Raw genomic sequence first — 18,337 nt, 5'->3', positions numbered from 1 at the left:
CGGATGCGTGGCGTGCGGCCGTACGGGCGGGCGCACGCCAGGCGCGGCGGACGGTGGTAAACGGCCGGTACAAGGCTGGTCGCAGGGCGGTGACCTGTCGGATCATCGGATGGGTGATGAGGGGGGCCCGGTCCAAACTCACCCGTTCGGCGGATACCGTACTGATGAGGATGGCTGGGTCGCATTCGGGCAACCACTGCCGACCGCTGCCCCTGGAAGCCTTGCGCGTCCTACTGTTGAGGGGTGCGCCTGTCGTGCACGGCTGCAGGATGCGATGTCGGCCGTGGTGGCATGACATCGGGGCCATCGCGTGACATCGGCATCGCCGGCTGTGAGAGGTACGGGCATGAAACCCACCGAAAGCGCCGACCCGTCACCTGAGTTCGGCGGGGAAATCCCGTCCATGCGGGCGGGCAGGCTCGGTGTCCTGGGAGGCAGGACACCGGAGACCCGACCGATCGACACCGGCACGGGTGGGCAGGAACGGCGCGGAGTGCTGCCCTTCCTCGTCGTGGGCCTCGCGGTCGTGGTGCTCGGCGCCGGCATCGTGTCCGCGCTGAACGGCAGTCATGCGCTGTTCCCCGGCGGCCCGGTCGGCTGGGCGCTGGCCCTCCTCACCGGCATCATCGTCGGCCACCTGGTCGCCCTGGGCCGCGACCGCTGGTGGGGCGGCACCGGTTCGGGCGCCGCGCTCACCCTCGGCGTGCTCCTCCTCTACGGATGGGTGCCCGCGGGACTGGTCTCCCTCGCCGTGGTCTCCCTGGTCGGGGCCGCGCGCCGGCACCGCTGGCGGCAGGGGCTGCTGCACGGCGCCGTGGACATCCTCGGCATCGGCGCGGGCGCCCTCGTCCTCGGCGCCTTCGGCGTGACGCCCACGGTCGAGACCCCCTGGCTGCCCACCGGCTGGGGACTGGAGGCGGTCCCCGAGGTCGTCCTCGTCGCCGTCGCCTACCTCGCCGTCACCCGCTTCCTGCTCTGGATCGCCCTGTCCCGCCGCGGCAGCGGCCTGCCCACCGTCGCCCGCACCGCGCTGCTCCGGCAGGCGTTAGTAGCCGTGGCGCTGCTCGGCATCGCCCCCCTCATCTGTGTCGTCGCGGTCACGCAGCCGGTGCTGCTGCCGCTGTTCGCCGTACCCCTGATCGCGCTGGACTCCACCCTGTGGATCGCCCGGGCGCGCGCCGAGGAGCAGCTGCGCGATCCCCTGACCGGGCTGCCGAACCGGCAGTGGCTGCTGGAGCGGGCCTGGTCGGCTCTGGACGAGGCTGAACGTTTGGGCACCCGGGCAGCTCTTGTGCTGATCGACCTGGACCGCTTCCGCGCGGTCAACGACACCCTGGGCCACCTGGCGGGCGACCGCCTGCTCCTCCAGATCGCCGACCGGCTGCGCCAGGCCCTGCCCGAGGACGCCGAGGCCGCCCGGCTCGGCGGCGACGAGTTCGCGGTCCTGCTCCCCGTCGCCGATTCCACCACCAGCGCCCAGCGCATCGCCCGCCACCTGGTCGCCGAGCTCAGCTCCCCCCTCGACCTGGACGGCCTCACGCTCGTCCTGGAGGCCAGCGCCGGCCTCGCCGTCTTCCCCGACCACGCGCTGGACGCGGAGGGGCTGCTGCGGCGCGCGGACGTGGCCATGTACCAGGCGAAGCGCGACCGTACGGGCGTGGAGGTGTACGAGTCCAAGCGGGACAGCAACACCCCCGACCGCCTGGGCCTCCTCGGCGACCTCCGCAGGGCCCTCGACGCCGGCGAAGTGGAACTCCACTACCAGCCGAAGGTCCGCTTCGACGGCCAGGTGGCCGGACTCGAAGCCCTCGTGAGATGGGTGCACCCGGAACGGGGACGGGTGTCCCCGGACGAGTTCATCGCGATCGCCGAGACCTCCGGACTGATGCCGCACCTGACGGAGTACGTCCTGGAGACCGCCCTCGCCCAGGTGGCGCGGTGGCGGGCCCAGGGCCTGAAGGTCCCGGTCGCCGTCAACGTCTCGCCGCGCGACGTCCACACCCCCGGCTTCGCGGGCGCGGTCGCCGCGAGACTGGCCCGCCACGGAGTGCCGGCGAGCGGGCTGCAGCTGGAGATAACGGAGCACGTGCTGCTGGAGGACCCGCAGCGGGCGGCCGACACCATGGCCGGGCTCACGGGCCACGGCGTGAAGATGTCCCTGGACGACTTCGGCACCGGCTACTCCTCGCTGGTCCACCTGCGCCGCCTGCCGGTCAGCGAGCTCAAGATCGACCGGTCGTTCGTGGGCCGGCTGGCGGTCGACGCGCAGGACGCGGAGATCGTCCGCTGCACGGTGGACCTGGCGCACTCGCTGGGCCTGCTGGTCGTTGCGGAGGGCGTGGAGGACGACGAGACGTGGGAGCGGCTGCGGGACCTGGGCTGCGACGCGGTGCAGGGCTGGCTGGTCGCCGCCGCGATGCCGCCGCAGGAGGCCACCGCCTGGCTGCTGGCCCGCGGAGAGCGCGGCTGGCGCCGCCCGGCGGACATCACGGCCGAACTCGCGGCCGCCGAGGCCGACGCGGTCTGATCCCAGCTACGGCGCCTTAAACGCCGGCGGGGCTGCAAGTTCAGCCCCGCCGGCGTTTGAGGCGCGGGGTGCGGGGCGGAGCCCCGGTCTTTGAGCCGCGCCGGCGATTGAGGCGCGGGGTCGGGCGGCGCCCGGGAGGCTCCGCGCAGCGGCTCGCGCGGCGAACCCGCGGCGGCCCGAGCCAAACCGTTTCGCAGGCCGGGGGCCGGGCCCCATAGGATTGGGTCCGAAACGAAACATCCACCCACCCCCAGAGGATCGCTGCATGCCTGGCATTACGCGCGAGGAGGTCGTCCACCTCGCTCGGCTGGCGCGCCTTGAGCTGTCCAGCAACGAGCTGGATCACTTCGCCGGACAGCTCGGCGACATCATCGGCGCGGTCGCCCGCGTCTCCGAGGTCGCCGACCAAGACGTCCCGCCGACCTCCCACCCGCTGCCGCTGACGAACGTCATGCGCGCGGACGAGGTCCGTCCGTCGCTCACCCCCGAGCAGGCGCTCTCCGGTGCTCCCGCCCAGGAGCAGCAGCGTTTCAAGGTGCCGCAGATCCTGGGGGAGGACTAACAACCATGGTCGACATCATCAAGCTCACGGCCGCCCAGACCGCCGAGAAGATCGCCTCCGGCGAGCTCACGGCCGTCGAGGTGACCGAGGCCCACCTCGCCCGCATCGACGCCACCGACGAGAAGGTCAACGCCTTCCTGCACGTGGACCGCGAGGGCGCGCTCGCCCAGGCCCGCGCCGTCGACGCCAAGCGCGAGGCCGGCGAGAAGCTCGGCCCGCTGGCCGGCGTGCCCCTCGCCCTCAAGGACATCTTCACCACCGTCGGGGTCCCGACCACCGTCGGTTCGAAGATCCTCGAAGGCTGGATCCCGCCGTACGACGCCACCCTGACGCGCAAGCTCAAGGAAGCGGACGTCGTCATCCTCGGCAAGACCAACATGGACGAGTTCGCCATGGGGTCCTCCACCGAGAACAGCGCCTACGGCCCCACCGGCAACCCCTGGGACCTCACCCGGATCCCCGGCGGCTCCGGCGGCGGTTCCGCGGCGGCCCTCGCCGCCTTCCAGGCCCCGCTGGCCATCGGCACGGACACCGGCGGCTCCATCCGCCAGCCCGCCGCCGTCACCGGCACGGTCGGCGTGAAGCCCACGTACGGCGGCGTCTCCCGCTACGGCATGGTCGCGTTCTCGTCCTCCCTCGACCAGGGCGGGCCCTGCGCCCGTACGGTCCTGGACGCAGCCCTCCTGCACGAGGTGATCGCCGGGCACGACCCGCTCGACTCCACCTCCATCGATGCCCCGGTCCCGCCGGTCGTCGAGGCCGCCCGCAACGGCTCGGTCGCCGGCATGCGCGTCGGTGTGGTCAAGCAGTTCGCCGGCGAGGGCTACCAGGCCGGTGTCGTCCAGCGCTTCAACGAGGCGGTGGAGCTCCTCAAGGAGCTCGGCGCCGAGATCGTCGAGCTGGACTGCCCGTCCTTCGACCTCGCGATGGCCGCGTACTACCTGATCGCGCCGTCCGAGTGCTCCTCGAACCTGGCCCGCTTCGACGCCATGCGCTACGGCCTGCGCGTCGGCGACGACGGCACCAAGTCCGCCGAGGACGTCACGGCCCTGACCCGCGAAGCCGGCTTCGGCGACGAGGTCAAGCGCCGCATCATCCTCGGCACGTACGCGCTCAGCTCCGGCTACTACGACGCGTACTACGGCTCCGCCCAGAAGGTCCGCACGCTCATCACCAAGGACTTCGAGAAGTCCTTCGAGCAGGTCGACGTGATCGTCTCCCCGACGACCCCGACCACCGCCTTCCCGATCGGTGAGCGCACCGACGACCCGCTGGCGATGTACCTCGCGGACCTGTGCACCATCCCGACCAACCTGGCCGGCAACTCCGCCATGTCGCTCCCCTGCGGCCTGGCACCCGAGGACGGTCTCCCGGTCGGACTGCAGATCATCGCCCCCGCGATGAAGGACGACCGGCTCTACAAGGTCGGCGCGGCCGTCGAGGCCGCCTTCGTCGCGCGCTGGGGTCACCCGCTGCTCGAGGAGGCACCGTCGCTATGAGCACCAGTGCACTGTCCAAGGCCAAGGGCTTCAAGAAGTCCAAGACCGGCACCTACCTGTCGATCGGCACCACCGCCTTCGGCGCCATCAGCGTGATCAAGCAGGTCAAGAAGGCCCGCACCGAGAACGACATGCTGAAGCTCGTCGACGCCGCCGTGTCCGCCGCCGCCATCGTCACCGGCCTCGCGATCCTGTACCGCGAGCTGAAGCGCCTGGGCGACGACGACGTCCTGCTGGGCTGAGAGGGAAAGTTTCACCGTGACCTTCACCGAACTGCTGTCGTACGAGGACGCTCTCGCCTCGTTCGACCCCGTCATGGGCCTTGAGGTCCATGTCGAGCTCGGCACCAAGACGAAGATGTTCTGCGGCTGCTCCACGGAGCTCGGCGCCGAGCCCAACTCGCAGACGTGCCCCACCTGCCTCGGCCTGCCCGGCTCGCTCCCGGTCGTCAACGCGATCGGCATCGAGTCCGCCGTCAAGATCGGCCTCGCGCTGAACTGCGAGATCGCCGAGTGGTGCCGCTTCGCCCGGAAGAACTACTTCTATCCGGACATGCCGAAGAACTTCCAGACCTCCCAGTACGACGAGCCCATCGCCTTCAACGGCTTCCTGGACGTCCAGCTGGAGGACGGCGAGATCTTCCGCGTGGAGATCGAGCGCGCCCACATGGAGGAGGACACCGGCAAGTCGCTGCACGTCGGCGGCGCCACCGGCCGTATCCACGGCGCGTCCCACTCCCTGCTGGACTACAACCGCGCCGGCATCCCGCTCATCGAGATCGTCACCAAGCCCATCGAGGGCGCGGGCGAGCGGGCCCCCGAGGTCGCCAAGGCGTACGTCGCCGAGCTGCGCGAGGTCATCAAGGCGCTCGGCGTCTCCGAGGCCCGCATGGACAAGGGCCAGATGCGCTGCGACGTGAACCTGTCGCTGCGCCCGACCCCCGAGTCCGAGTTCGGCACCCGCAGCGAGACCAAGAACGTCAACTCGCTGCGCTCCGTCGAGCGCGCCGCGCGCTTCGAGATCCAGCGGCACGCGGCCGTGCTGACCTCCGGCGGCACCATCGTCCAGGAGACCCGGCACTTCCACGAGGAGGACGGCTCCACCACGGCCGGCCGCATCAAGGACAACGCCGAGGACTACCGGTACTTCCCGGAGCCCGACCTGGTCCCCGTCGCCCCGGCCCGTGCGTGGGTCGAGGAGCTGCGCGGGGCCCTGCCCGAGATGCCGCGCGTGCGCCGCAACCGGCTCCGCGAGGACTGGGGCGTCACCGAGCACGACATGCAGTCGATCCTCAACGCGGGCGCGGTGGACTCCATCGTCGCCACGATCGAGGCGGGCGCCGACACGACCGCCGCGCGCAAGTGGTGGATGGGCGAGCTGGCCCGCAACGCCAACGAGCAGGGCGTGGTCGTCGACGAGCTGCCCATCACCCCGGCGCAGGTGGCCCGGGTCGCGGCCCTGGTCGCGGACGGCTCGCTCAACGACAAGCTGGCCCGCAAGGTCCTCGAAGGCGTCCTCGCCGGCGAGGGCACCCCGGACGAGGTCGTCGAGAAGCGCGGCCTGAAGGTCGTCTCGGACGAGGGCGCGCTCGGCGCGGCCGTGGACGAGGCCATCGCGGGCAACGCGGCCATCGCGGACAAGATCCGCGGCGGCAAGATCGCCGCCGTCGGCGCCCTGGTCGGTGCGGTCATGAAGACCACCCGCGGCCAGGCCGACGCGGCGCGCGTCAAGGAGCTCATCCTGGAGCGCCTGGGCGTCTCCGAGGGCTGAGAGTGAACGAAGGGCGCCCCGCACCGGTTCCGTACCGGTGCGGGGCGCCCTTGCGTGTACCTGGGCTCAGCGCTTCAGGGTGGGGCTGGCGAGGACGACGTACCCGTCCTTGAGGCCGCAGGTGTCCTCCACCCGGATCCGCAGCCGCAGGGCGCCCTTGACCTCCACCGTCTTGGAGACCGGCTTGCCCAGGACGACCTCCTCGTTGAAGAGGGCGGGCTGGTCGTCGATGGAGACGGAGATGCGGCCCCGCTCGACGGGCGAGTTGTCGGCGATCCCGGCCGTGAACTCCAGCTGGGACCAGGCCCGGTTGAGGTTGAACTCGGCGGACGAGGTCTGCGAGCAGTCCGCGATGAAGGAGCTGCCGTAGGACTTGGTGTTCAGCGTGGCGGCCTCCACCCGCAGGCCGTTCAGCCCGTCGATGGGCTGGAGGTTGGTCAGGTCCGCCACGTTGCTCGCGGGCGCGGTGCCGGGGTCGCTCGGCCCCGGACTGCCCGACGGGCCGGACCCGCTGCCCGGCGGGTCCGACGGGGTGGCGCGCGAGGCGGAGGGCATGGGATCGGCGGGAGCGCTGGTGGCGCCTCCGGCGCTCGGGGTGGAGCCGCCCGCCTGGACGCCCCCGCTCTTGTCCTTGTCCTTGTCGCCCAGGAGCTGTACGCCGGCCACCGCGAGGGCGGCCAGCACCAGCACCGCGGCCGCCGAGCCGAGGATCAGGCCGGTCCGCCGCTTCTTCGGGCGCGGCGGCTCGGGGGCCGGGACGGGGGCCGGCATTGGAGCCGGTGCCGGGTTCAGGTGGTACGTCGGCCCGTACCCGGCGGGCACCGACTCGGGGAGCGGGGCCTGGGCCGGGACCGTGGCCGGATCAGGGCCGGGATCCGGCACCGTCGCCGCGGCCGTGGGCACGTACGCCGCGGGCGGCGGTGCCGCGGGAGGCTGGGACACGGGCGGCTGCGACACGGGAGGCTGGGACACGGGCTGAGCAGCCACCGGCGGCGGGGTCGTGGGCTGCGCGGCCACCGGCGGCGGCGTGGCGGGCTGCGGGGGGACCACCGACACCGGCGGCGCGGCCGGGCGCGGCGGGGTGTCCTGCACGACCCGCTGCGAGGTGGAGGTGGTCGTCGACACCACCGCGTGGCGGACGTCCTTCATCCAGCCGGCCAGGTTCACCGGCCGCTTCCCCGGGTCGGCCGCGTAGATCGAGGTGATCCGCGCCCGCTGCTCGGCGTCCAGCGCGGCGATCTGCGGGAGCGCCGCCAGGGCGTGCGCCAGCTGCTCCGCCGTGGCGGGCGGCGACTCCCCGCTCAGCAGGAAGTACGCGATCGCCCCGAAGGCGTACCGGTCCGTGCCCGGCGTCCGCTTGCCGTCGAAGACCTCGGGAGCGGCGTAGCCCGGGGTGAACCAGACCTCCGCCGTCTGGTGGTCGGCGGTCAGCTTGCTGAGGCCGAAGTCCACCAGCGTGGCCTGCCCGTGCTCGTCGACCATCACATTGCCGGGGGAGAGGTCGCCGTGGATGACCTGGCGGCCCGACGGGGTGGCCTTGCCCGAGTGCAGCCAGTCCAGTACGTCGGCCAGCTGCTCCAGCGTGCGCATCACCTCGCGCCGTTCGGCGGCGGTGGCGAGGGTCCGCTCGGCCCGCCAGTCCCGCAGGTCCAGCCCGTCGACGTGGTTCATGACGAGGACGAGCGCCCGCCCGGTGAGGGTCGAGGACTCCCCGGGCCGGTGGATCGGCGGCCCCTCGAAGTGCTCCCGTACGCCGACGACTCCGGGCCGGTGGACGAACCGCAGCAGTTCGGCCTGCTCGTTCCACTTCTGGCTGATCCGGTCGAAGACGTCGGGCGTGATGGTCGTCTTGGAGTCGAGCACCTTGACGACCACGGGCTCGGATCCGCCGGCGAGTTCGATCTCCGCGAGATAGAGCACGGCCTCCCCGCCGCGCCCGATCGACCGGAGCAGGCGGTACCGGTCCGCCGCCGCGTCCGGACCGATGTGCAGGTTCTGACTGGTCAATGTCCCCCACCTCAACATGCTTTGAGTGGGCATCAGCTTCCCGGGGGGAGACGCGCGAGGTCAATGGGAATCGGGAATCCCCCCGGGGTGCAGCCTTTTCGCGGGCGAGCGCCGGGGAGCGTCTGCGACTGCCTGCGCGTTGCAGGGGAGCGTTCGCGGCCGGACACGCCGCCGGGCGCCCGGCTCGCGGAACCGCCCGGTGGGCGGGTTCCGTTCGCCGGACGCCCGGTCGAAGGGGCGGCTCGGGTCAGCCGGTTGCCGAAGCGGCTCCCGAAGTGCCTCCCGAAGTGCCTTCCGAAGCGGCTCCCGGAGCGTTGAAGAAGGCCAGCCGGGCCGGCTTCGCCGGGAGGTAGACCTCGGGCAGGTCGATCTCCGGGAGGACGACCTCCGGTCCGAGCACGAAGCCGGAGCGCTCCATGCGGGCGACGGCCTTGGTGTTGCGGGCGTCCGGTTCGACGACCACGCGCCGCGCGGTGCCGTCGGAGAACACGAACCCGATGAAGGCGGTCATCAGGGCCCCGGTGAAGCCGTGCTCGGCCGCACCCTCGATCGGGCCGATCAGCAGGTGCACGCCGACGTCCCCGGGCTGGACCTCGTAGCACTCGCTGACCCGGTCCTCGGCGCAGTCGTACGTCTGGAACAGCGCGACTTGCTCGCCGTCGCGGCTGACCATGTAGGCGTGGTGGGTGGTGCGGCGGTCGACGTCCTCGTAGATCTCCTGGACCAGTTCGCGGCCGGCCTCGCCCATGCCCCAGAAGCGGGCCCGCTCCTGCGTGACCCAGCTGTGGATCAGGTCGGAGTCGGCGGCCGGGTCGACGGGGGTGATGGTGACCGTGCCGAAGCCCTCGACGTGGTGGGTGTGAACGGGCTGTCTCGCGGAGACGGAGGCGGTGGCGGTGGCGGTCATATCGATTCCTTGGTGAGCCGGGTCCAGTCGGTGACGACGGGGACGAGTTCGCAGTGCGCCCACTGGGGCAGCTGATCGCGGTGGTGGGGTGAGCCGGTGACGCCGTCCGCGCCGAGCGGGACCGCCCAGAGGCTGTCCTCGCGGCGGGCGAGGTCCCAGACGTAACGGGCCGCCGATGCACGGGCGGTGAGGTCCGTGAAGCCGGGCACGGTGGAGGTGGCGTTCACGCAGTCGTGGTCGCCGCCGAGGCCGGGCCACTCCGTGGCCTCCGGGTCGGGCACGGCCTGCCAGGGGGTCAGGCGGTGGACCTCGGACCAGGGGGTGTCGGGGGCGCCGGCCGCGGCCGTCTCCTCCAGCGCGGCGCGGACGTGCGCCGCACGGTCGAGGCCGGGGACGAGGGAGGTGGTGAGCAGGCCTTCGAGGGCGTAGCCGATCCGCGGGACCAGGTACAGCCAGGGATGGAAGACGTCCGGGCCGGTCGGCGCACCCCACAGGTCCGAGAAGACGGGATCGGCGGCGAAGCGGCGTACGATCGCGGTCCGGAAGGCCGAGAAGACGGTGGCGTCGGTGCTGTCGGCCGCCATGTGCCGGTCCCAGGCCAGCAGCCGCTCGCGCAGCGCCTGCGCCGCAGGGGTCAGGTCCTCGAAGCCCGGGAGCAGGGCGAGCAGGGGCGCGGCCGAGGCCAGGTGCGTGTCCCGGTGTACGTCGGCCATCGCCTTCGGGGACCAGTCCGCGGAGCCGCTGAGCAGCTCGCGAATGCGGTTGGCGCGGTGCGGGGGCGCGAACTCGACGCCGAGCGGGGAGGCGATCCCGCGCGCGTTCGCCATGACGGTGAAGCCCTGCACGGGCTCGGCGGGGGTCGGGGCCCAGCCCTGCCAGGCGTGCTGCGGGTCCCAGGCGGGCACGGGGCGCAGCCGGTTGGTGCGGTGGCGCAGCGGCACGGCGCCCGCGACGCGGTGCAGCAGGCCGCCTGCGGTGTCGGCGGCGTGGACGACGTTGACCGGCTCGGCCCAGCCGTCGAGGGCGCGGTCGATGTCGGCGACGGTGCGGGCGCGCAGGAGGGCGGGGAGGGCGGCGAAGCCGAGGTCCCGGCGGACCCGGGGCGGGTAGCGCAGGGAGAGGGTCTGCGTGCTGCCGTCGGCTTCGGCAGCGGGGTCGCCGCCTGGGTTGGCGCCGGGCTCGCCGTCCGCGTGGATGATCACGGGGCCGCGGGCGGTCTCGAGGATCTCCACCTCGACGTCGTCGCCGCCGGCCACGCTGATGGTCTCGGTGTGGCGGGTGACGGACTCCCAGACGCCGTCCGGGCCGAGCGCCTCGACGGCGGAGTCCGCGCCGCGGCGCAACTGCTCGACGTACAGGTCCTGGTAGTCGGCCATCGCGTTGGTGATCGCCCAGGCGGCGCTGCCGGTGTGCCCGAAGTGGGCGAGGCCGGGGACGCCGGGGACGGCGAGGCCCAGGACGTCGTAGTCCGGGCAGGAGAGGCGTATCTGCTGGTAGACGCCCGGGTCCTCGATGAACCGGTGCGGGTCGCCCGCGATGATCGCCGCGCCGGTGGTGGTGCGGTCGCCCGGCACCAGCCAGCCGTTGCTGCCGGCCGTGCCGGGGCCGTCGGTGGCGAAGAGGGTGACCGCCTCGTCGCCGAGGGCGCGGGCCACGCGCTCGCGCCACAGCTTGGTGGCGAAGCCGGCGAACAGGATGTGCGTGGCGATCCAGATGGCCAGCGGCACCCACGGCTCCCAGGGGGCGGGGGAGAGGCCGGTGCGCGCGAAGCGTTCGTCACGGGCGGCGCCGGCCGCGAGACCGTCGTTGACGCCGTCCACGTACGCGCGGACCCAGGCGGCGGTGCCGGGGTCGTCGGCGGCCATGGCCTCGTAGCAGCGGCGGGCCGTGTCGGCGAGACGGCACTGGCGGGCGAAGCGGTCCCAGGAGACGGAGTCCGCACCGAGGAAGGAGGCGCTGGAGCCCTCGGCGCGGTGCCGTTCGACCTCGAGCTGCCAGGCGCGGTCGAAGGCGGTGACGCGGCCCTGCGCGTAGGCGAGCCGGAGTTCGTCGGATGCGCGGAGGTGGGGGATGCCCCAGGGGTCGCGGTAGACGTCGTACGATGCCGAAGTCTCCCCGCGGGGCCCGCCCTGGGCCCGCGCGTACGACTCCGGGTCGCTCTCGCTGCTCACACTGCTCACGCTGCTCACACTCTTCCCCAAGGTGCATTAGGTTAGGCTGCCCTAACTATAGAGGCGCACAGGGGAGGGGTTGGACATGGCTGTCGGCAAGGGCTGGGAGGGCGTGGTCCTGAAGCTCATGAGGGGCAAGGACTTCACGTTCACGGTGACGGGGGCGGAAGACGTCACGGAGCACTACCGCCGGGTGTACTTCACCGACGGCGGGCTGCTGGCGGCCGCGGGCGAGTCGCTGCACCCGACGATGTGGGTGCGGGTCTGGTTCCAGGGCGCGGGCAAGCCGCACCAGCGCGCGTACACGCTGGTGGACCCGGATCCGGCCGCGGGGACGTTCTGCTTCGAATTCGCCCTGCACGACGGCGTGGCCAGCGACTGGGCGCGCGGGGCCAAGGCGGGCGACACGATCGACGCCACCATCCAGGGCACCGGGTTCACCGCCCCGACGCCGTCGCCGGAGCGACTGCTCGTCATCGGCGACCCGGCGTCCCTCCCGGCGATCAACTCGCTGCTGGACGCCTTCCCGCAGACCCCGGCGACCATCTGGTTCGAGACGCAGCACGCCGCGGACGCGGAGCTGCCGGTACGGCTGGACGCGGACCGGCACGACATCCGCCGGGTGCCGCGGGGCGGCGCGGACCTGGTCGACCGGGTCAGGGCCGAGCTCCCGGAGCTGGTCGGGGACCCGGAGTCGGCGTACGTCTGGCTGGCCTGCGACACGGCGACGACCCGCACCCTGACGGCGTACCTGCGCAAGGAACTCGCCCTGCCGAAGCAGCGGGTGAACGGGCTGGGGTACTGGCGGGCCGCGGCCTGAGGCACCGGGGCGGCCGGCCGAGCACGCACCAGGGCGGCCGCCCAGGTGAGGGCCCGGGTGGTCGCCTGAGGGCGGGCCGGGCGAGTGTTCGAGGCGCCGGCCCGCGCGGTCGTCCGCAGGGTGGGCTCAGGCGCCGGTGACGCCGTCGATCCCCTCGCGGAGGAAGTCGGCGTGGCCGTTGTGGCGGGCGTACTCGTGGATCAGGTGGAGCATGACCAGGCGCAGCGAGGCCTCCTCCTTCCAACTCGGCACGTACGCCGTCACGTCCAGGGACTCGGCGGCGGCCTCGATGCGACGGGCGTGCGCGACCTCGTCCTGCCATGCGGTGAACGCCTCGTCGCGACTGGCGCCGGACGCGTCGTAGGCGGCCTGGAAGTCGTGCGTGTCCGACCACAGGTGCGGGAGGTCCTCGCCACTCAGGACGCGACGGAACCAGTGCCGCTCGACCTCGGCCATGTGCCGGACCAGCCCGAGCAGGGACAGCGTGGACGGCGGCATCGAGGCACGGCGCAGCTGCTCGTCGGTGAGGCCCTCGCACTTCCAGGCGAGAGTGGCCCGGTGGTAGTCGAGGAAGGTGCAGAGCGTCTCGCGCTCGGCACCCGTGAGGGGAGGGCTGATGCGTTCCATGCGGCCGATCCTGCCCCTTGATCCACAGCCGCGGAACCCCTGATCAGTCCTGCGACCACATGTACGGCACCGTGACGCCCAGGACCCCGAAGCCCAGCCGCTCCAGGATCGGGCGGCTGTCGTCCGAGGCGTCCACCTGGAGGTACTCGATGCCGCGCTCGGCCGCCAGGCGGGCGCGGTGGGCGACCAGCAGGCGGTAGATGCCCCGGCCGCGCCATTGCGGGATCGTGCCGCCGCCCCACAGGCCCGCGAAGGCCGTGCCCGGACGGATCTCCATCCGCGCCGCGCTCACCGGGGTGTCGCCCGCCATCGCGAGCACCACCGCGATGTTCTCCGGCTCGCTGCGCAGCATGCCGAGCACGGACTCCCGGATCCGCGGCCGTTCCGTCCCGAAGGCCCCCGTGTGGACGTCCATCATCAGGTCGACGCCGGCCTCGTCCGTGACCGTCCGCAGCGTGATCCCCTCCGGCGGCTCGACCGGCAGCTGCGCGAGCTCGGCCACCCGGCCCACCATCAGGGTCTCGGGCGGCTCGGGTACGAAGCCCGCCGCCCGCAGCCGGTCCGCCAGGTCCGCCGGCCGGTCGTGGTCGTACAGCTTCCACTCGAACTCCGGACACCCGCGGTCCGCGAAGAACGCCACCTGCGCCGCGATCTCCGCATCCGCCGTCCCCTCGTCGAGGTCCGACCAGAGCACGCCGTTCCACCCGAGGCCGGGCACGCTGTGCCGTACGACCGCACCCGCCCGCTCCACCCTGGCCTGCGGCGCGTCCGGCTGCGCACCCTCGCGCATCTCCGCGTCGTACCGGGCGCGCACCTTCACAAGCTCATCAAGATCCATCGTCATCGCCCCAGCTCATCAGTGTCCGGCCGGTCACCACAACTGCATTAGCCTCACCCCGTGAACGACGACTCCACCATCTACACCGGCAAGGCCGCCCCCGACGCGGCAGCCGACCGCGGCTGGCTCCTCGGCCACTTCAAGGACCCTGCCGATCCCCGTCACAGCGAGGACGTGGAGATCAAATGGGGCGTCCACCCCAAGGGCGACGCACGGGAGCGGTGGGCGACCGCCGAGCGGCGCACCGCACTGCTGGTGCTGATCAGCGGACGCTTCCGGCTGGAGTTCCCGGGGCGGACCGTCGTCCTCGCGGAGCAGGGCGACTACGTGCTCTGGGGGCGGGGCGTCGACCACTCCTGGTACGCGGAGGAGGACGCGGTCGTCCTCACCGTCCGGTGGCCCTCGATCCCCGGCTACCGGGTGGACGAGCCCGAGGGCCGGGCAGTGGCCGGCGCGGCGGCGGCCGGCCAGGCGGTGGCCGGCCAGACCCCGGACCTCCTGCCGCGCTGACCTGCGTACCGCACCTTCCGGACCCCTGTGACGATGCACACGAAAGGGGCCAACGATCACGAAACACTGAGATCGTGCAGGGTGTAGACCATCTGGGCCGAACTCCGGGGCGATCCCCCGGGCCGACGGCCGGGCCTTCACGAGTTCAGGCGTTCTTTGCGACGGGCTGCCCCCGGTAAAGATCCGAACCACCAGGGAGCACGTCCGTTGGCAGTAATCGCACGGTGGTGCATGCGCCACCGTCTCCTCGCCGTGCTGATCTGGCTGCTCGCACTCGGCGCCACCGCGGCGGCCGCCGGGACCGCCGGATCGGCGTTCTCCAACGACTACGAGGTCCCCGGCACCGATTCCGGCAGGGCGAACGACCTCCTGCGCGAGGGTTTCCACGGTCAGGGCGGAGACACCGACACCATCGTGTGGCGGGCCCCGGACCAGCAGAGCGTGCGCACCCCGGACATCGAACAGCGCATGACCCGGGCACTCGAAGCCGTCGCCGGACTCCCCGGAGTCGGATCGGTCGCCGGACCCTACGGCCCCCACCCCGAGAGCGCCGCGCAGATCAGCCCCGACGGGCACACCGCCTACGCCGTGGTGACCTTCGAGAAGCAGGCGGACGCCGTCCCCAAGGCCCAGGCCAAGGCGGTCGTCGACGCCGCGAAGAACGCCACCACCGAGGCCGGCGGACTGCAGGTCGAGCTGGGCGGCCGCGCCGTCCAGCTCACCGAGGCCCCCACCGCGCACCTCGCCGAGGTCATCGGGGTCGTCGTCGCGGCCCTCGTGCTCTTCCTCGCCTTCGGCTCGCTCGCCGCGAGCCTGCTGCCCATCGCGACCGCCCTGGTCAGCGTGGGCACCGCCTATTTCGGCATCACCCTGCTCGGACACGTGATGCCGGTCGCCGACTTCGCCCCGCTGCTCGGCACCCTCATCGGCCTCGGCGTCGGCATCGACTACGCGCTGTTCATCGTCACCCGGCACCGCAAGGGCCTCGCGCGGGGCCTCGCGGTCGAGGAGGCGGCCGAGAGCGCCGTCGCCACCACCGGCCGGGCCGTCGTCTTCGCCGGCGCCACCGTCTGCATCGCGCTGCTCGGCATGCTGGTGCTGCGGCTGGACTTCCTCAACGGCGTCGCCATAGCCGCCTCCGTGACGGTCGTCCTGACGGTCGCCGCCTCGGTCACCCTGCTGCCCGCCCTCCTCTCGTACATCGGCATGCGCGCCCTTTCGCGCCGCGAGCGCCGCAAGCTCGCCGCCGAGGGCCCGCAGCCCGAGCAGACCTCCGGCTTCGCCGTCCGCTGGTCCGGCTTCGTCGAGCGCCACCCCAAACTGCTGGGCGTCGTCGCCACCGCGGTCATGCTGGTGCTGGCCCTGCCCACCTTCTCCCTCCACCTGGGCACCTCCGACCAGGGCAACAACCCGGCCACCTCCACCACCCGGCAGGCCTACGACCTGCTGGCCGAGGGGTTCGGGCCCGGCACGAACGGCCCGCTCGCCGTCGTCGCCCGCCTGGACGGGGCCGGCGACCGGCTCGCCGTCGACCAGCTGGCACAGGCACTGCGCACCACGAAGGGCGTCGCCTCCACCGGCCCCGCCGTCTTCAACCGCAGCGGGGACACCGTCGTCCTGACCGTCGTACCGGACTCCTCCCCGCAGTCCCGGGCCACGAGCGACCTCGTCGACTGGCTCCGCCAGGACGTCATCCCGCGGGCCGGGCACGGCAACTCCATGGAGGTCCACGTCGGCGGGGTGACGGCCTCCTACGACGACTTCGCCGAGGTCATCGTCGGGAAGCTGCCGCTCTTCGTCGCCGTGGTCGTCGCCCTCGGCTGCGTGCTCCTGCTGCTGGCCTTCCGGTCCATCGGCATCCCGGTCAAGGCCGCGGTCATGAACGTGGCCGCCGTCGCCTCCTCCTTCGGCGTCGTGGTCGCGATCTTCCAGTGGGGCTGGGGCAGCGAACTGCTGGGCCTGGGCAGCGCCGGGCCCATCGAACCCTTCCTGCCCGTGATCATGGTGTCCGTCCTCTTCGGACTGTCGATGGACTACCAGGTCTTCCTCGTCAGCCGGATGTACGAGGAGTGGCTGGAGACCGGCGACAACCGGCGGGCCGTGCGCGTGGGCCTCGCGGAGACCAGCAGGGTCATCAACTCGGCGGCCGTCATCATGATCTCCGTCTTCCTGGCCTTCGTGCTCAGCGGCGACCGGATCATCGCGATGTTCGGCATCGCGCTCGCCTCGGCCGTGGCCCTCGACGCCTTCGTCCTGCGCACCCTCCTCGTCCCGGCCCTGATGCACATGCTCGGCGGCGCCAACTGGTGGCTGCCCGCCTGGCTCGAACGGCGGCTGCCCCGGATCAGCATCGAGCCCCCGGAACACCGTCCGCATGCGAAACTTCCGGCACAGCGGCCCGCCGCCGTCCCCGCCACGAGCGAGGACAGCGCCGAGCCCGTCACAGCCTCCCGGTGATCCGGCAACCCGCCGCACGAGACCCAAGGAAGAAGCCGCATGTTCTCGATAGACCTCGCCGAAGGCGCCCAGCTGTTCCCGCTGGAAGCCCGGCACGCCGAGGAGTTCTTCGCCCACATCGAGCGGGGACGCGAGTTCATCGGCCAGTACGTGCCCTTCCCGGACCGGTCCCCCGACGTCGAGTCCGCCCGGGCGCTGCTGGCCAAGTACGCGGTCAAGGCCGGTGAGGACGGCGCTCGGTTCTTCGGCATCCGGCTCGACGGCACCCTCGTGGGCGGGGTCCTCTTCCCGGCCTTCGAGGCGGACACCGGCAACTGCGAGATCGGCTGCTGGCTGGAGCCCGCCGCGGCCGGCCGCGGCCTGGTGACCCGGGCCTGCCAGGTCCTGATCGACTACGCCTTCGGCGAGCGCGGCATGCACCGCGTCGAGTGGCACGCCGCCTCCGCCAACAAGAAGAGCCTCGCCGTGGCCGAGCGCCTCGGCATGACCCGCGAGGGTGTCATGCGGCAGAACCACCTCCACCGCGGTGTCCGCCAGGACACCGAGGTCTGGTCGATCCTCTCCCACGAGTGGGCCGCGGCCCGATCCGCCTAGGACCAGAACGGGCCCCGCCGACCGCGGGGCCCCGGGTGGCCACAACCCGCGGATTCTCAGAAAACTCTCAGACAGGGCGCCTACGGTGCCCCGCATGGACACCACCAAGACCCCCGCCCCGAACGCCTCCGAGGCGGACACCTCTCCGGTCGACCTCGACAAGGCCGAGACCCCCCAGCCCGCCGAGGCCGACGCCGGCACCGCACTCACCGACGCCGACCTGGACGACGACACGTTCGCCGAGGACCAGGCCGAGGACGAGGAGCCGAGCCACGTCGGATCCGCGGCCTCCGCGATCGTGGCGGCCGGTCTCGGTGTCGTCGCCCTCAGCGGCAGCTGGGTCGCGGGCATCGTGTCCGAGCGCGCGAGCGTCGCCGCCCGTCTGGAGCTGAGCCAGGCCGCCGACGCCAACGCGCAGATCGCCGCCCAGTTCGTCGACCCGTGGCACGCCACCGCGATGGTGAACGGCGTCTTCGCCGCCCTCGCCCTGATCATCGCCACCTTCGTGCTGGCCCTCCCCGCCTTCAGCACCCCCGAGCGCACCCTCCCCACCTGGGTGCGGTCCGTCTCCTGGGCCGGCATCGGACTGGGTGCCCTCGGCGTCCTGCTCTTCGTCCTCATGTACTTCGACCTCCTCCTCGCCATCCCCAAGGCAGCGGGCTAAGCACCCGCCCGGCCGGGCCCGGGCACGGCCTTAGGTCTCCGCCGCCCGTCCGGGGAACCACGGCCCCCGGACTAAGGCCCCCTGCCCCCGCAGATGCGGCATGCGACCGATGTGCCGGTACCCCTTGGGGCGCGAATCTTGGATCACACCGAACGAGGTGCCCGAGAAACGCGACCAGGGAGTACGAGATGTTCGAGTACGAGATCGCCACCGCCGCCCGCCGCGCCGACCTCCTGCGCGAAGCCGCCGAGTTCCGCGTGGTCCGCCAGGCGCAGCAGGCGCGCCGCGCCTCCTCGCGGAGCCAGGAACCCGGAGGGCCGGTGAGAGGACTGCGCAGTCGCCTCACCCGCACCGCCCGCCCCGCGCCCCGCCCCGCGTGAACTG

General features: G+C 72.5%; 16 protein-coding genes. 11 read left to right on the top strand and 5 right to left on the bottom strand.

The features are described 5' to 3' along the window. Positions 1-346: 346 nt before the first annotated feature. From OG534_RS10880 to gatB, 5 genes are all read left to right on the top strand, one after another. Entirely contained in the window at positions 347-2,527 is a 2,181-nt protein-coding gene (locus tag OG534_RS10880) for a putative bifunctional diguanylate cyclase/phosphodiesterase (protein WP_326587879.1), read from the top strand. Between the two features lie 265 nt (positions 2,528-2,792). Beyond that, a complete protein-coding gene (gene gatC, locus OG534_RS10875) occupies positions 2,793-3,089 on the top strand; it encodes an Asp-tRNA(Asn)/Glu-tRNA(Gln) amidotransferase subunit GatC (RefSeq protein WP_030010586.1) in 297 nt (98 codons plus the stop codon). Between the two features lie 5 nt (positions 3,090-3,094). After that, complete coding sequence (gatA, locus tag OG534_RS10870) at positions 3,095-4,588, top strand: Asp-tRNA(Asn)/Glu-tRNA(Gln) amidotransferase subunit GatA (protein WP_326587878.1); 1,494 nt, start codon at positions 3,095-3,097, stop codon at positions 4,586-4,588. Continuing rightward, on the top strand, positions 4,585-4,830 hold the full coding sequence (locus OG534_RS10865; protein ID WP_326587877.1) for a hypothetical protein: 246 nt from the start codon (positions 4,585-4,587) through the stop codon (positions 4,828-4,830). The genes gatA and OG534_RS10865 overlap by 4 nt, the downstream gene beginning before the upstream one ends. 16 nt (positions 4,831-4,846) lie before the next feature. Further along, positions 4,847-6,358: an Asp-tRNA(Asn)/Glu-tRNA(Gln) amidotransferase subunit GatB gene (gene gatB / locus OG534_RS10860; protein WP_326587876.1), complete on the top strand. Its 1,512-nt coding sequence runs from the start codon at positions 4,847-4,849 to the stop codon at positions 6,356-6,358. A 66-nt stretch (positions 6,359-6,424) separates the two neighbouring features. On the opposite strand, the gene OG534_RS10855 is transcribed toward gatB, so the two are convergent. The 3 genes from OG534_RS10855 to OG534_RS10845 form a co-directional block, all read right to left on the bottom strand. Beyond that, positions 6,425-8,365 (bottom strand): serine/threonine protein kinase, encoded by a 1,941-nt coding sequence (locus OG534_RS10855; RefSeq protein ID WP_326587875.1) that lies wholly within the window; start codon positions 8,363-8,365, stop codon positions 6,425-6,427. A 247-nt stretch (positions 8,366-8,612) separates the two neighbouring features. After that, complete coding sequence (locus OG534_RS10850) at positions 8,613-9,272, bottom strand: GNAT family N-acetyltransferase (RefSeq protein WP_326587874.1); 660 nt, start codon at positions 9,270-9,272, stop codon at positions 8,613-8,615. Next, positions 9,269-11,443, bottom strand: coding sequence for a penicillin acylase family protein (locus tag OG534_RS10845; protein ID WP_442807057.1), 2,175 nt, complete (start codon positions 11,441-11,443; stop codon positions 9,269-9,271). Before OG534_RS10845 ends, OG534_RS10850 begins: the two co-directional genes overlap by 4 nt. 85 nt (positions 11,444-11,528) lie before the next feature. On the opposite strand from OG534_RS10845, the gene OG534_RS10840 reads away from it, so the two are divergent. Further along, entirely contained in the window at positions 11,529-12,263 is a 735-nt protein-coding gene (locus tag OG534_RS10840) for a siderophore-interacting protein (RefSeq protein WP_326587873.1), read from the top strand. A gap of 126 nt (positions 12,264-12,389) precedes the next feature. Here the strand turns inward: OG534_RS10840 and OG534_RS10835 are convergent, their stop codons facing one another. After that, the gene (locus tag OG534_RS10835) at positions 12,390-12,890 is read right to left on the bottom strand and encodes a DinB family protein (RefSeq protein WP_326587872.1); all 501 of its coding nucleotides are present in this window, start codon (positions 12,888-12,890) and stop codon (positions 12,390-12,392) included. 43 nt (positions 12,891-12,933) lie between these two features. After that, positions 12,934-13,728 carry a GNAT family N-acetyltransferase gene (locus tag OG534_RS10830; RefSeq protein WP_326593549.1) on the bottom strand — a complete coding sequence of 265 codons (795 nt, stop codon included), beginning with the start codon at positions 13,726-13,728 and terminating at the stop codon, positions 12,934-12,936. A gap of 60 nt (positions 13,729-13,788) precedes the next feature. Here OG534_RS10830 and OG534_RS10825 point away from each other — a divergent pair, with 60 nt between their 5' ends. The 5 genes from OG534_RS10825 (at position 13,789) to OG534_RS10805 (ending at position 18,333) form a co-directional block, all read left to right on the top strand. Further along, complete coding sequence (locus OG534_RS10825) at positions 13,789-14,238, top strand: signal peptidase I (protein ID WP_326587871.1); 450 nt, start codon at positions 13,789-13,791, stop codon at positions 14,236-14,238. Positions 14,239-14,445: 207 nt separating this feature from the next. Beyond that, a complete protein-coding gene (locus OG534_RS10820) occupies positions 14,446-16,695 on the top strand; it encodes an MMPL family transporter (RefSeq protein ID WP_326587870.1) in 2,250 nt (749 codons plus the stop codon). Positions 16,696-16,734: 39 nt separating this feature from the next. Beyond that, the gene (locus OG534_RS10815) at positions 16,735-17,289 is read left to right on the top strand and encodes a GNAT family N-acetyltransferase (protein WP_326587869.1); all 555 of its coding nucleotides are present in this window, start codon (positions 16,735-16,737) and stop codon (positions 17,287-17,289) included. A gap of 94 nt (positions 17,290-17,383) precedes the next feature. Then, a complete protein-coding gene (locus OG534_RS10810) occupies positions 17,384-17,953 on the top strand; it encodes a hypothetical protein (RefSeq protein ID WP_326587868.1) in 570 nt (189 codons plus the stop codon). 188 nt (positions 17,954-18,141) lie between these two features. Further along, the gene (locus OG534_RS10805) at positions 18,142-18,333 is read left to right on the top strand and encodes a hypothetical protein (RefSeq protein WP_326587867.1); all 192 of its coding nucleotides are present in this window, start codon (positions 18,142-18,144) and stop codon (positions 18,331-18,333) included. Positions 18,334-18,337: the final 4 nt, after the last annotated feature.

This window comes from Streptomyces sp. NBC_01294 (genome assembly GCF_035917235.1).
Lineage (GTDB): Bacteria > Actinomycetota > Actinomycetes > Streptomycetales > Streptomycetaceae > Streptomyces > Streptomyces caledonius.
The sequence above is the reverse complement of the archived record's forward strand: the minus strand, read 5'-3'. Positions and strand labels throughout refer to the sequence as shown.

Excerpts from the sequence above, each read along its gene's own strand:
- OG534_RS10815 (WP_326587869.1), top strand. The coding sequence starts at position 16,735 with ATGTTCTCGATAGACCTCGCCGAAGGCGCCCAGCTGTTCCCGCTGGAA.
- OG534_RS10810 (WP_326587868.1), top strand. The coding sequence starts at position 17,384 with ATGGACACCACCAAGACCCCCGCCCCGAACGCCTCCGAGGCGGACACC.
- OG534_RS10865 (WP_326587877.1), top strand. The coding sequence starts at position 4,585 with ATGAGCACCAGTGCACTGTCCAAGGCCAAGGGCTTCAAGAAGTCCAAG.
- gatC (WP_030010586.1), top strand. The coding sequence starts at position 2,793 with ATGCCTGGCATTACGCGCGAGGAGGTCGTCCACCTCGCTCGGCTGGCG.
- OG534_RS10840 (WP_326587873.1), top strand. The coding sequence starts at position 11,529 with ATGGCTGTCGGCAAGGGCTGGGAGGGCGTGGTCCTGAAGCTCATGAGG.
- OG534_RS10830 (WP_326593549.1), bottom strand. The coding sequence starts at position 13,728 with ATGGATCTTGATGAGCTTGTGAAGGTGCGCGCCCGGTACGACGCGGAG.
- gatA (WP_326587878.1), top strand. The coding sequence starts at position 3,095 with ATGGTCGACATCATCAAGCTCACGGCCGCCCAGACCGCCGAGAAGATC.
- OG534_RS10835 (WP_326587872.1), bottom strand. The coding sequence starts at position 12,890 with ATGGAACGCATCAGCCCTCCCCTCACGGGTGCCGAGCGCGAGACGCTC.
- OG534_RS10850 (WP_326587874.1), bottom strand. The coding sequence starts at position 9,272 with ATGACCGCCACCGCCACCGCCTCCGTCTCCGCGAGACAGCCCGTTCAC.
- OG534_RS10880 (WP_326587879.1), top strand. The coding sequence starts at position 347 with ATGAAACCCACCGAAAGCGCCGACCCGTCACCTGAGTTCGGCGGGGAA.
- OG534_RS10805 (WP_326587867.1), top strand. The coding sequence starts at position 18,142 with ATGTTCGAGTACGAGATCGCCACCGCCGCCCGCCGCGCCGACCTCCTG.